General features: G+C 56.8%; 11 protein-coding genes. 3 read left to right on the top strand and 8 right to left on the bottom strand.

Features of this window, described 5'->3' with window-relative positions:
• Positions 1-97: 97 nt before the first annotated feature.
• From IPM61_15215 to IPM61_15180, 8 genes are all read right to left on the bottom strand, one after another.
• Positions 98-391 carry a polyhydroxyalkanoic acid system family protein gene (locus IPM61_15215; GenBank protein MBK8912660.1) on the bottom strand — a complete coding sequence of 98 codons (294 nt, stop codon included), beginning with the start codon at positions 389-391 and terminating at the stop codon, positions 98-100.
• A gap of 53 nt (positions 392-444) precedes the next feature.
• Complete coding sequence (locus tag IPM61_15210) at positions 445-2,436, bottom strand: ABC-F family ATP-binding cassette domain-containing protein (GenBank protein ID MBK8912659.1); 1,992 nt, start codon at positions 2,434-2,436, stop codon at positions 445-447.
• 332 nt (positions 2,437-2,768) lie between these two features.
• Positions 2,769-3,524: a glycosyltransferase family 2 protein gene (locus IPM61_15205; GenBank protein ID MBK8912658.1), complete on the bottom strand. Its 756-nt coding sequence runs from the start codon at positions 3,522-3,524 to the stop codon at positions 2,769-2,771.
• A gap of 15 nt (positions 3,525-3,539) precedes the next feature.
• Entirely contained in the window at positions 3,540-4,247 is a 708-nt protein-coding gene (locus IPM61_15200) for an ABC transporter ATP-binding protein (protein MBK8912657.1), read from the bottom strand.
• A gap of 63 nt (positions 4,248-4,310) precedes the next feature.
• Positions 4,311-5,078: an ABC transporter ATP-binding protein gene (locus IPM61_15195; GenBank protein ID MBK8912656.1), complete on the bottom strand. Its 768-nt coding sequence runs from the start codon at positions 5,076-5,078 to the stop codon at positions 4,311-4,313.
• 69 nt (positions 5,079-5,147) lie between these two features.
• Positions 5,148-6,143, bottom strand: a complete 996-nt coding sequence (locus IPM61_15190) for a branched-chain amino acid ABC transporter permease (GenBank protein ID MBK8912655.1) — start codon at positions 6,141-6,143, stop codon at positions 5,148-5,150.
• Positions 6,140-7,048, bottom strand: a complete 909-nt coding sequence (locus IPM61_15185) for a branched-chain amino acid ABC transporter permease (GenBank protein MBK8912654.1) — start codon at positions 7,046-7,048, stop codon at positions 6,140-6,142. The genes IPM61_15190 and IPM61_15185 overlap by 4 nt, the downstream gene beginning before the upstream one ends.
• Positions 7,049-7,158: 110 nt before the next feature.
• Complete coding sequence (locus tag IPM61_15180) at positions 7,159-8,325, bottom strand: ABC transporter substrate-binding protein (GenBank protein ID MBK8912653.1); 1,167 nt, start codon at positions 8,323-8,325, stop codon at positions 7,159-7,161.
• A 245-nt stretch (positions 8,326-8,570) separates the two neighbouring features.
• Here IPM61_15180 and IPM61_15175 point away from each other — a divergent pair, with 245 nt between their 5' ends.
• The 3 genes from IPM61_15175 to IPM61_15165 are packed head-to-tail and all read left to right on the top strand — an operon-like array spanning position 8,571 to position 12,549.
• On the top strand, positions 8,571-10,523 hold the full coding sequence (locus IPM61_15175; protein ID MBK8912652.1) for a hypothetical protein: 1,953 nt from the start codon (positions 8,571-8,573) through the stop codon (positions 10,521-10,523).
• Between the two features lie 17 nt (positions 10,524-10,540).
• Entirely contained in the window at positions 10,541-11,542 is a 1,002-nt protein-coding gene (obgE, locus tag IPM61_15170) for a GTPase ObgE (protein MBK8912651.1), read from the top strand.
• Positions 11,518-12,549: an iron ABC transporter permease gene (locus tag IPM61_15165; GenBank protein ID MBK8912650.1), complete on the top strand. Its 1,032-nt coding sequence runs from the start codon at positions 11,518-11,520 to the stop codon at positions 12,547-12,549. Before obgE ends, IPM61_15165 begins: the two co-directional genes overlap by 25 nt.
• Positions 12,550-12,656 lie beyond the last annotated feature (107 nt).

The raw sequence follows: 12,656 nt of genomic DNA, 5'->3' as shown, positions 1-12,656 counted from the left end.
TCCGTTGTTCGGGTCATCCTCTGCCAGCTCCTCCCCCAGCATTGAGGGAGGCGGGGAGGGGGCGACTGCGGTGGCGGCATAGTAGGTTCTTGCCAGGCTACATCCCTCCCTTTCCGGTTCCCACTCTTGTGTCCAGCTGCCGGCTGATCTCCCGCTCGATGGTGCTTTTCATCGGGGAAAGGAGCAGGCCCAGGTTGACTTCGATCACAATCAGGTTCTCCGAAACTTTGATGCGGCCATCTGCGCCGGAGCTTCGGATCACCATCTCATCGCCGTACCAGTCGCAGTTGGCGTTCAGGCGTGCTTTCATCTGGCGCGCAATGCCATCCACCGAGCGTTTGGCGGACTCCTTGCCAAGCGTGTGGTGGCGTTCTATTCTGATGTCGGGCATGGTGTTGGTTCGGTTCTGCGGTTGCTAATCTCGTCATCCCCCGGGGGCAAACTCTACCCAAGCTCACTTTCCACTTTTTCAAGTTCGCTGGCGGTGCGTTCCCACGTGGCGTACAGGTCGCTAAGTTTCCGGTTTGCTTCGGCAAGCCGGGCCTGCAGGTCCCGCAGCTTGGTGGGGTCGCCGTAGATTTCGGGCGATACCAACTGGTCCTCGCAACGGGTTTTTTCCTGCTCGGTGCTGGCAATGTCCAGCTCCGTTTTCTCGATCTTCTTTTTCAAATCTTTGGTGGCCGCGTACCGGCGGTTCCGTGCCTCGGCTTCCAGCCGTTTTTGCTCCTTGCGGTCGCCAACTGGGGCCGGTGTTGCTGCTGCCGTTCCCTTTGTTGGCTCCGGTTGCTTTGCGGTGCTTTTGCGGAACACATCGTCAATGCTTCCGGTTTGCCGCCGCCGCAAGTAGTCCTCGATTCCCCCCAGCATCTCCTTTGTTTTTCGCTGGCGGAACTCCACGCATTTCCCCACAATCCCGTTCAGGAAGTCGCGATCGTGCGAGACCAGGATGATGGAGCCATCGAAGTTTATCAAGGCTTCCTTCAGCACTTTTTTGCTGGCCATATCCAAGTGGTTCGTTGGCTCGTCGAACACCAGCAGGTTCACCGGTTCCAGCAACAGCTTCGCCAACGCCAGCCGTGACTTCTCGCCGCCGGAAAGCACGCCAACGTACTTGAAGACATCATCGCCGTGGAACAGGAACGCCCCAAGCAGTGTCCGCAGCTTCAGGCGGATGTCGCCGGTGGCAACCTCGTCCAGGGTTTGCAGCACGGTTTTGCGCGGGTCCAGGTCCTCGGCCTGGTGCTGGGCAAAGTAGCCAATGCTGACGTTGTGCCCCAGCAGGCGTTCCCCTTGTTGGTACGATTCAATCCCGGCAACAATCCGGCTCATGGTGGATTTCCCTTCGCCGTTGCGCCCCAGGAATGCAATTTTTTCCCCCCGCTCAATCGCGAAATCCACGTTGTCCAGAACGTGGTTATCGCCGTACCATTTCCCCAATCCTTGAAGCTCAACCACCACACGCCCGCTGCGTGGGGCGGGGGGGAATCGGAAGTGAACCGACTCTTCGTCGCTTTCGGGGGGCTCAATCCTCTCCAATTTCTCCAATGCCTTCACCCGCGACTGGACTTGCGCCGCTTTGGAGGCCTTGTACCGGAACCGCTCGATGAACTCCTCCGTCTCCTCAATCATCTTCTTCTGATTCTCGTAGGCGGCTTGCTGCTGTTCGCGGCGGGCATCCCGTTCGGTACGGTAGCGGCTGTAGTTGCCGGCGTACACCGTAAGCCGCCGCATCGAAAGCTCGAACGTTCGGTTGGTGATGGCATCCAGGAATGCGCGGTCGTGGGAGATAAGAAGGATTGCGCCCTGGTAATTCTGCAAGAAATTTTCCAGCCACGTCAGCGACTCGATATCCAAGTGGTTGGTTGGTTCGTCCAGCATCAGCAAATCGGGCTGGCGCAGCAGAAGTTTTGCAAGCTCAATCCGCATCTGCCACCCGCCGCTGAACGTGGTGCAGGGGCGGTCGAAATCTTTCACCTCGAACCCCAGCCCCATCAAAATTTTCTCCACCTCACCCTCCAGCGCAAAGCCGTTCATCGCCTCGAACCGGTGCTGAAGTTCGCCCAGGTCGTCAAGCAAGGATTGATATTCCGGGGTGCCGGCTTCGTCGGCGCGGCGGGCAACTTCTTCGGTGGTCTCCATGATCTCCTGCTCCAGCTCCTTCGCCTCGCTGAACGCCTTCATCACCTCATCGCGGACGCTGGAATCGCTTAGGACCACACCTTCTTGCGGCAGGTGGGCAACAACGGCATGGCGGCTGGTTTGCACCTGGCCCGATTCCGGCGCTTGCAGCCGCATTAAAATTTTCATCAGGGTAGATTTCCCCGCTCCGTTGGCCCCAACCAATCCAACCCGGTCGCCCGGGCGAATCATGAAGGTGACATCGCGGAAAAGATACTCCCCGCCAAACTGGACGCTAACGACGTTGGTTGCAATCATGCCGCGAAAATACAAACGGGAGAAGAGCGGGGAAGGGAAGGGGATGTTTGGAGATGCAAAAGAACTGGGCAGGCTGAGTGAGTCGGGATTGATAAGGGGAGTTTAGCCTGCCAAGCCGCCGAAGGCTAAAGACCTTCGGCTACCGCTGTTGGCGGTTACACAGCCCGGGTAGCGGCAGGTCTTTAGCCTGCCAAGCTGGGCGGGCTGGATGAGTCGGGATTGATAACAGGTCTTTAGCCTGCCAAGTGAGGGATGACGCCGAAGGCTAAAGACCTTCGGCTACCGGCAAGCCGCAGGAATTTGGGGTGCTCTGAACCCCGCCCGTGCCACCGCTATTTTTTACGAAGGCTGTACCGCGCTATCGTGTAAAGGATTTTCCACCCGGCTTTGATTGTCCCGCTTAGCGTCCCGGTAATTTTCGAGACACCGATGCGGCGGCGGTAGCGGACCGGAATTTCGGTGGAGCGGATCCCAAGCCGCGTGGCTTTTATCTGCATTTCGATGGTCCAGCCGTAGTTCGTGTCGCGCATGGCAATGCGGCGGAGCGCGTCGGCGCGGATTGCCCGGAAGGGGCCAAGGTCGCTGAACCGCGCCCCCCACAGCAGCCGCATCAGCCGCGTCGCCAGCCAGTTCCCGAACAACGCTTGCGGCAGCATCGCCCCTTTTTCCCGCTGGCCCAACGCCCGCGAACCGATCACCATTTCGTATCCCCCCTGCGTCAGTTGCTCCACCAGTTGGGTTATCTCTTCGGGGTGGTCGCTGTAATCGGCATCAATAAACACGATGATGTCGTAGTTCCGTGCCAGCACATAGGCCACGCCAGTTAAGCAGGCGCTGCCGTAGCCACGGCGCGGCTCGTTCAACACCGTTGCCCCGGCGGCGGCGGCAATGGATGCGGTGTTGTCGGTGGAGTTGTTGTTCACCACCACGATTTCATCAACCAAGGCTTCGGGGATATCTTCAAGCACTCGCAGGATCGAGCGGTCCTCGTTAAATGCGGGAATCACCACCGCAATGCGGTGCTCCCCTTTTACTGCGCGGATATGCGAAAGATTATAATGCTGGGTGGATGTTGATGATTGCAGCATGATGCGGGTGATTATTTACATGCCCAAGTAGGCTTTCTGCACTTCTTCGTTTTGTGCCAGGTCGCGGGCATTTCCTTCAAGAATAATTTCTCCAGTTTCCAGAACGTAGGCGTAGTTCGCAACGTTCAACGCCATGGTGGCGTTCTGCTCCACCAGCAGCATCGTTGTTCCCAGGTCGCGATTGATCTCAACAATTTTCTCGAAAATTAATTTCACCAGCAGCGGGGCAATTCCCAGCGACGGCTCGTCCAGTAGCAGAAGGGAGGGTTTGGACATCAGCGCGCGCGCAATCGCAAGCATCTGCTGTTCGCCACCGCTCAGCGTTCCGCCTGCCTGTTTTAATCGCTCTTTTAATCGGGGGAAAACGTTGAAGCAGTAATCCATATCCTCCAGAATCGCCTTGCTGTCGTTGCGGAGATATGCGCCCATTTTTAGATTTTCCAGAACGGTTAATTCCGGGAAAATCATCCGCCCTTCCGGCGATTGGCTGATTCCCAACGAGACGATGTGGTGCGGCGGGGTGGAGGTGATCTCCTTCCCCTTAAAGGTGATTTTCCCCGACGAAGATTTCACCAAGCCGGAAATTGTCCGCAACGTGGTTGTTTTTCCGGCTCCGTTCGCGCCGATAAGCGTCACGATGGACCGCTCGGGAACCGTGAACGTTATCCCTTTAATGGCCGAAATTGCGCCGTAGTTTACCTGAAGCTGTTCAACCTGAAGCACGATGGGTACTGGATAAATGGATACTGGGTAACGTGTGAGAAATTAGATGTGAAAAAAATAGAGTTAATGGGCAGCTTCGCCCAAATAAGCCTCGATGACTTTGGGATTTGACTTCACTTCTTCTGGAGTTCCAACCGCAATTTTTTGGCCATAATCCAGCACGGTGATTTTTTCGCAAATTCCCATCACCACTTTCATGTCATGCTCAATCAGAATAATTGCGATGTTGAAGGTGTCGCGGATGTAGCGAATTAATTTCATCAGCTCCTGTTTTTCGGTGGGGTTCATTCCCGCCGCAGGCTCATCCAACAGCAGCAATTTCGGTTTGCTGGCAAGTGCGCGGATAATTTCCAGGCGGCGTTGGTCCCCGTAATTGAGGTTTTTCGCCATTTCATTCCGCGTATCCAACATTCCGAACATATCCAGCAGGTGGTCAATCTGCTTGTGGTACTCCGCTTCTTCGCGCTGGTACGCCCCGAACTGCATCACCGAGGCAAACAATCCGGCTTTTGCGTTGTTGTTAAACGCCACGCGGATATTATCGCTAACGGTCATCCCGCCGAACAACCGGATATTTTGGAATGTTCGGGCAATTCCTACGTTCGCAATCTGGTAGGGCTTTAGCGGAACGATGTCGCGCCCGTTAAAACTGATTCCCCCTTCGGTGGGGTCATACACTCCGGTGATTAAATTAAACACCGTTGTTTTCCCCGCGCCGTTCGGGCCGATAATTCCCGAAAGGGAACCTTGCTCGAACGTCTCGGTTAAGTTCCCAACCGCTGTTAATCCGCCAAACCGGATTGTGACGTTATTGAGTGAAAGAAGCGACATTGCAAAAGCGTTGAAAAGTAGTTGGTTGCCAGCGTGCGGTATCCATTTTCTCCATTAGCCGATTTCCCGTCATGGGCTTCCAAGTTTCACTTCTTTTTTTATCAGCTTTTTAAGGCTTATCCCTCCGAACAATCCTTGCGGTCGGGTAAGCATCAGGATAATGAGGACAAGGGAGTAGATGGACATTCGGAAGCTGTCGAATTTTACGTCGAACAGCTCGAAGCCGCGCAAAAATTCCGGGACGTAGGTAAGCAGCGCGGCGGCAAACAGCACGCCGTAGGTGGACCCCATTCCACCAAGAATCACCATCACGATAATTTCTACCGATTTCAAAAAGTCAAAATCGGCTGGGCGGATAAGCTCGTTGTAATGGCCGTACAATCCGCCGGCAACGCCAGCAAAAAACGCGCCGATCACAAACGCCTCCACTTTATACCGTGTGGTGTTTACCCCCATTGCTTCGGCAGCAATTTCGTCATCGCGGACCGCAAGGAATCCTTGCCCGTAGGTTGATCTTGTTAATTGCTGAATAAAAAACACCACGATTGCCACAATGAAAAACACCCAGAAAAACGTGGTGTAGCGTGGGATGTTCGCAATCCCCAGCGAGCCACCAAGCGAGGGGATGTTCTGGATAATGACGCGGATAATTTCCCCGAACCCCAGCGTCACGATTGCCAGATAATCCCCTTTTAGCCGGAGCGAAGGAATTCCAACAAGTATTCCAACCAACGCGGAAATAATTCCACCGAACAGCAAGCCCATAAACAATGTGGCATCTTGCATCCCGGTTCCGGCAACTTCGCCGAACATTCCCGGGGCGATCATGGTGGTGAAAATCGCCGCGCCATACGCCCCGATTGACATAAACCCGGCGTGGCCCAGTGAGAATTGTCCGGTGAATCCGTTAATCAGGTTCAGCGATGCGGCAAGGATCATGTTGATCCCGATGTTCATCACAATTCGCTGGTCGTACGGGTTGATGGTCTCGGCCCATGCCGAAAGCCCGAACGCAACAACGATGCTGCAGAAAAGGAAGAAATAAGGGCGGGCAATCTTGCTCATACTTTCTCAACGCCTCCTTTCCCCAACAGGCCGGATGGTTTGAAGATCAGGATCAGGATCAGGATGCCGAAGACGATGGCATCGCGGAAGGTGGGGCTGATGTAGCCTGCGGTCATCGTCTCGGCAGTGCCGATAAAGAAGGACCCGAACACCGCGCCAGGGACGTTTCCAATCCCCCCAAGCACCGCCGCAACAAAGGCTTTCAGCCCCGGAAGCACCCCCATCAGCGGGTTGATTTTGGGGTAGCTCATGGCATAGAGCGTTGCCCCCGCGCCGGCCAATGCCGAACCAAGAAAGAAGGTGAAGGAGATCACACGGTTGGTGTTGATTCCCATCAGCGAGGCCGCGCCCAGGTTCATGGAGACGGCGCGCATTGCGGTTCCGATTTTTGTGTTCATCACAATCACCCGCAGCAGCAGCATCAGCCCGATTGCCACAACGAAGACAATCACTTGGTCGCTTCCCAACGATAATCCGCTGCCGGAGAAGACCGCGGAACGCTCCACCAAGGTCGGGTAGGTTTTGTAATCGGCACCGAAGACGAAATCAATCTGGCCGGTGTATTCCAGAAAAAGGGAGACACCGATGGCGGTGATAAGCACCGTCAGTTTGGGGCGGTTCCGCAAGGGGCGATAGGCAAGGAACTCAATCACCACCCCAAGCAGGCCGCAGCCCAGCATTGCGGCCACCAGCACGGCAATCGCCGTCAGGTATCCGGTGCCAAGTGCTTCCGAAAGGAAGGGATAGACAAAGAAGCCGATGTAGGCCCCCACCATGAAGACATCGCCATGGGCGAAGTTGATGAAACGGAGCACCCCGTAGATCATGGTGTAGCCCAGGGCGATCAACGCATAAATTGCGCCCAACGACAGACCATTGATGACCTGTTGTAGAAATTCTTCCATTGAAAAAGCGTTGTGAAGGGAGAGGCAGGAAGGAAAAAAAAGCGGGCCGTGCCGTGAGCGTGCTGGTGTGAGCTTTGCTTCTGGTGCGACCCGCTTCTTATCAAAATTGTTTAGGGATTGATGGTTGAGTAGTAGCTGTACTTCCCATCTTTAATCTGCAACACCACTGCTGGTTTGTTGGCGTTGTGTTGCGGGTCAATGGTGATTTTTCCGGTAACGCCTGGGTAGTCCTTCAAGGTGGCCAACCCTTTGGCAATGGTTTCGGCATCGGCCTTCCCGGAATCCTTAATGATCTTGGCGATGATGTTCATGGCATCGTACCCCAGTGCCGACATCGCGCCGGGAACCTCGTTATACTTTGCCTTGAACCGCTTGATGAACTCCAACACCACCGCGCTGGTGTCTTGCTCGGAGTAGTGGTTGCTGAAGAACGAGCCTTCCAACGCTTCTTTTGCCGCGCCTTGCGTCAGCACGGGGCTGTCCCAGCCGTCGCCGCCAAGCAGTGGGGCCTTGATCCCAAGCTCGCGGGCTTGCTGGGCAATCAGGCTTACTTCGGTGTAGTATCCCGGAACAAAAATTGCTTCTGGATTCTTTGCTTTAATCGCCGTCAGCTGCGCCTTGAAGTCGGTTTGGCCCCCTTCGTAGGCTTGTTCTTCAACGATTGTCCCGCCGTTTTTGGTGAAGGTCTCGGTGAAGTTTTTGGCAAGGCCAACGGAGTAATCGTTGGCGTTGTCTTTTAGGATGGCGATGTTCTTTGCCTTCAGGTTTTCGCTGGCGAACTTGGCCATTACCGTCCCCTGGAACGGATCAATGAAGCAAATCCGATAGACGTAGTTCAGGGTCTTTCCATCCTTATCCAGGGTGACGTTGGTGTTGGTGCTTGCTGGGGAGATCAGCGTGACTTTGGCGCGTTCGGCAATTGGGGCGGCGGCCATGGATCGGCTGCTGGCAACCTCGCCAATCACCGCAACCACTTGATCCTTGCTGACAAGTTTTTCCATGGCGGTCTTGGTGGGGGGCGTTTGCGATTGGGTGTCCTCGGTAATCAGTTCCAGCTTCTTCCCAAGCAGCCCGCCGGCGTTGTTGATCTCCTCAATCGCCAGCTTGATGCCGTCATCAACTTGCTGGCCGAATGTTGCCTCCTTGCCGGTCATCGAAGCGATTTGGCCAATCTTGATGGTTGCGGATTCTTCCGGTTTGTCGCCACCGGTTTTGGTGCATCCGGCAAGCGTAAACAAAGCGATTGCCGCTGCCGTTGTAAGCAGGCGAAGGTTCATAAGAGCAGCTGTTGGTAAGGTTCAGATGTTGTTAAACTGGGGAGGCCAAGAACTGGATTCCCGCCAAAGGCGCGGCAATAGTACCACAACTTCAGGGTATGTTCCAAACATCCATGGTGGTTGGTTCAAGATCAAAGAAGTGGCCAAGGGGAACACTGCTGGATCGCTGTGTGGCAACGAAAATTCTCCGCGAATAGATTCTTCGCTATGGATCACCCACCCCAAATTCGTACTTTCGTGCCGCCATGTTCGAGCGCGAAATCAATCAGACAATCCAAACCCTTGCTGCGGAGGTCCTCCGCGAGCAGACCTTCGTTCCGCTGCTATCCATCGTCGAGGACGAACGTATCCCCTGGCGTTTCAAGCCATTTTTTACCACCGAGGTGCAATGGTGGCTTCATAACGAAGCCCTTTCCCGCGCCACCAATAAACGCTTTGATTACAGCCATCCAGAGCTGACCTCGCTGCTAAGCTACCTTGAGCAAGTGCAGTTCCGCCATGCGCGGTTCGAGCGCGATGACTTCCTGGTGGTGCTGGACAGCGCGGTGAAGCTGACCTACAACTACATCTGCCGCCCGCAAACCACCCTGAAATGGTACATCTTCCGGGGCGAACCAGTGAAGCCCCTGCGCGAGGTGATGCTCCGCTTTGGGGCCTTTGGCGATTATGAGTATTTCAGCACCGTCTTTGCCGAATGGGTGGAACGGAAACAGAGCGAGCGGACAACGTTCGATGCCATTAGCTCCACCGAATTCGAGCGGGTGATTCGCCGAATTGACGACCAGATATTGCTTAGCTGCACGGTGGAGGACCTGCTGGAGCTGATGTCGCCGTTCTTCGAGTTTATCAGCACCGACCCCGATCTTGGGGTCCCGATTGACGCGCTGGTGATCTTCTTCGACGACAAGAATATCAAGAAACTGGTGGACCATTTGGAGGCCTACCGAAGCCGAGGCCGCACCCACATCCTGCGCGATGAATTCGTTGCCGTTCTGGACGAACTGCTGACCGCCAGCGAAGGGGAGCCGGAGGCCGATTTCTCCACCGTCTATCAGAACGATGAGCTGGACGCGGTGGTCCGCCAGCACCTTACCGGCGATCAGGCCGCTGCGGATTTGGCTGCCGCGCCGGCCCAAGCCCCTTCGCCAGCAACCCCAGCCGATTTGGGGACTCCTTCCGCCGCCCCCGAGCTTCCTTCGGAGCCTCCGGCCAGCGTTCCGCCGCAATCAATCCAACCCGCAGTGGCGATTGAAGAGGCGCAAGAGGAGATGCTTGGCCAAGAAGAAATAGAAGGGGAGGAGGAGTTGGAGGAGGCCGATTTTGAGGGGGGATTGCCCACCGATCTGAACCTTGCCGATCTGCGCCACCACTTGGGCGCGTTCCAAGAAACAAGCATGGCAGCATCAACCGGAAACCTGCCAGCCGCAGAGGCTCCAGCTGAAGAGATACGCAAGCCCGCAGCTTCAGCGGAAGGCTCAGTTATCCAAGAAGATGAGGATGACGATCCCTGGCCCTGGGAATCGCCCGAATCGCCAGCGGAGGACACCGCCGCCAATATCGCTGCAATCGAAGAAGAGGAGGAAGTGGACGAAGTGATTGATGATGTGGAGATTGATGAAATTGACGAAGTGGAAATCGGCGAAATAGACATTGATGCGGCAGAAGATGATGGGGCAGAAGATGATGGAGCAGATGGCGAACTGGCCAACCAAACCCAGCCCGCCGCTCCGGACGACGAGGACGATGACGACGACGATGAGTGGCTGATGGAAATCCACCAGCATATTTCTGCATCGGCTTCGCAGGCGGCAACTTCGCAGGCGGCGGCACCAGTTGCGGCGCAGGCAACGGCTGCTGCTCCCGAGCCAACGGTGAGCTTGGCTGCCGAGCCAGCTCCGGCATCTTCCGTTGCACCCCCGCAGCCAGTTCAACCGGCGGCGGCACCGGGGATGAGCGACGTCCGGACCTTCATTGATGCGATGCTGGAGCGGAAGGTTATCAAGAAAGTGTTCCAGCGGAACCGGAGTGAGTACGAATCGGTGCTGGACAAACTCAACAGCGCGCAGAACTGGAAGATTGCCAGCCAGATTCTTGACGAACTGTTTGTTCGCAACAGCGTTGACCCGTACTCGCGCACGGCCATTCGCTTCACCGATAGCGTCTATGGACGGTATCTTTCCACCAACAATCGCTCCTAAGCAACAACAACGCAACCGTGTTTATAGATTCCGCAGAAATTCTTGTTCGCGCCGGTGCCGGGGGGAATGGAGCCGTCAGCTTCCGCCGCGAAAAATTTGTTCCGAAAGGGGGACCCGATGGTGGCGATGGTGGCGATGGCGGCGACGTCCTTCTGATTGCCACCGCCCAACTTTCCACGCTGATGGACTTCCGCTACCGCCATGAGTACGCCGCCGAGCGTGGCCAGCATGGCGGCGGCGCGCTGAAAACCGGAAAGCGTGGCAAGCCAATCGAGCTTCGCATCCCCGTTGGAACGCTGGTGTACGATGCCGACACCGATGAGCAGATCGCCGACATGAAAACCGACGGCGAACGATTGGTGGTGGCCCGCCACGGGCGGGGGGGGAAGGGAAATCACAACTACGCCACCAGCACCAACCAGACCCCGCGCTTTGCCGAGAAAGGGCGCGCCGGGGAGGAGCGGAACATCCGCCTTGAGCTGAAGTTGCTGGCCGATGTTGGCTTGGTTGGCTTCCCGAACGCCGGCAAATCCACGTTGATCTCCACCATCAGCGCGGCCCGCCCAAAAATTGCCGACTACCCGTTCACCACGCTGATCCCGAACATCGGCATTGTTCGGGTGGATGTTGGCGCGTCGTTCGCCGTTGCCGACATCCCAGGATTGATCGAGGGGGCCAGCGAGGGGAAGGGATTGGGGCACCAATTCCTTCGCCATGTTGAGCGTTCCGGGGTGCTTTGCTTCTTGCTGGATGGGCTAAGCCCCGACCCCGCCGAAGACTACCGGACCTTGCAGCAGGAGCTTGCCAAGTTCAACCCTGAGATGCTGGAGAAACGGCGGATCATCTGCATCACCAAAATTGACGCCATGCCGCTGGAGCGCATTGATGAGCTTGCAAAACTCAGCATCGGCGGAATGCGCCCGCGGCTGATTTCGGCAGTTGCCGGAATCGGGGTCCCAGAACTGATCCGTGCCATGCACACGGAGTTGATGCAGTGGCGCCAGCACCAGGACCAGTAACGCGCCTTCGGTATCGGCGCACCACGCGGTGGCGTGTGGCACGGCTGCTGGCCGCAATGGGGGGAATCCTGATTCTGCTTGCCGGGGTCGCCCTTTGCATTGGCCCGGGGACGTTCGCAATCGGCAGCGTGTTGGGGGAGGAAAGCACCACCATCATTTTTTCACTTCGGCTTCCAAGAATCGTTTTGGCGGTTGCCGTTGGCGGGGCGTTGTCGGCCACCGGCGTGCTGTTCCAAGCAATGCTGCGGAACCCCCTGGCCGAGCCGTACATGCTTGGAGTCTCGAACGGATGCGCTGTTGGCGCGATGCTTGGCTACGCCATTGGCTCCAGCATGATCACCGTCCCGCTCCTCTCGTTCGCGGGGGGCGCGTTGGTGGTGGTGGCGGTTTTGTGGATCAGCAAGGGAGGGGGGTATGGGGACCGTTCGGAGGGGCTGCTGCTTGGCGGGGTGATGGTTGCGGCAATCGGCGCGGCGCTGATCTTCCTGCTGCTTGGCTTCCTGGGCGATTCGATGCGAACCGCAATCCAGTGGATGATGGGAAACCTTGCCAGCGCGTCGGCCCAGATCGGCTACGGGTCGGGATTGCTGTGGGTGCTGGTGCTGGGGGCATCGCTTGTTGGCGGGAACATCCTGAATGCCATCTCGCTGGGGGATGATGAGGCCGCAGCATTGGGCGTTCCGGTGGACCGCGCCCGCACAGTCCTCTATCTGCTCGGTTCGCTCACGGTGGGGCTAACGGTCTCCTTCTGCGGAGCAATTGGGTTTGTGGGATTGGTTGCCCCCCACATCATGCGGCGCATCGTTGGCCCCGACCACCGGATGCTGCTTCCGGCCTCGGTGGTGGGGGGGGGAATCTTCCTGCTTCTGTGCGACACGGCGGCCCGCTCGCTGATGGGCTTTGCCGGCAACGTTGGCTCCGAACTTCCGGTTGGTGCCGTCACCGCGCTGGTTGGCGCGCCGATTTTTATCACCATGCTTCGCAACGCACACCGCCGGCTGGGGTGAGTATGCGATGAGAGGAGGAAGGGATTTTGCAGCGATTTCTAGAAACTTCTTGCGCTCCCCCCGCCGGATGTTGTATGTTGCAGCCCAAGAGCTGAACATTCGCCATC

The organism is Chlorobiota bacterium (assembly GCA_016710285.1).
Classification (GTDB): Bacteria; Bacteroidota; Ignavibacteria; order OLB7; family OLB7; genus OLB7.
This window is presented reverse-complemented; position numbering and strand designations above follow the sequence as displayed.

Coding starts and splice junctions, on each gene's coding strand:
- IPM61_15175 (MBK8912652.1), top strand. CDS start 8,571: ATGTTCGAGCGCGAAATCAATCAGACAATCCAAACCCTTGCTGCGGAG.
- IPM61_15205 (MBK8912658.1), bottom strand. CDS start 3,524: ATGCTGCAATCATCAACATCCACCCAGCATTATAATCTTTCGCATATC.
- IPM61_15185 (MBK8912654.1), bottom strand. CDS start 7,048: ATGGAAGAATTTCTACAACAGGTCATCAATGGTCTGTCGTTGGGCGCA.
- IPM61_15180 (MBK8912653.1), bottom strand. CDS start 8,325: ATGAACCTTCGCCTGCTTACAACGGCAGCGGCAATCGCTTTGTTTACG.
- IPM61_15195 (MBK8912656.1), bottom strand. CDS start 5,078: ATGTCGCTTCTTTCACTCAATAACGTCACAATCCGGTTTGGCGGATTA.
- IPM61_15190 (MBK8912655.1), bottom strand. CDS start 6,143: ATGAGCAAGATTGCCCGCCCTTATTTCTTCCTTTTCTGCAGCATCGTT.
- IPM61_15210 (MBK8912659.1), bottom strand. CDS start 2,436: ATGATTGCAACCAACGTCGTTAGCGTCCAGTTTGGCGGGGAGTATCTT.
- IPM61_15215 (MBK8912660.1), bottom strand. CDS start 391: ATGCCCGACATCAGAATAGAACGCCACCACACGCTTGGCAAGGAGTCC.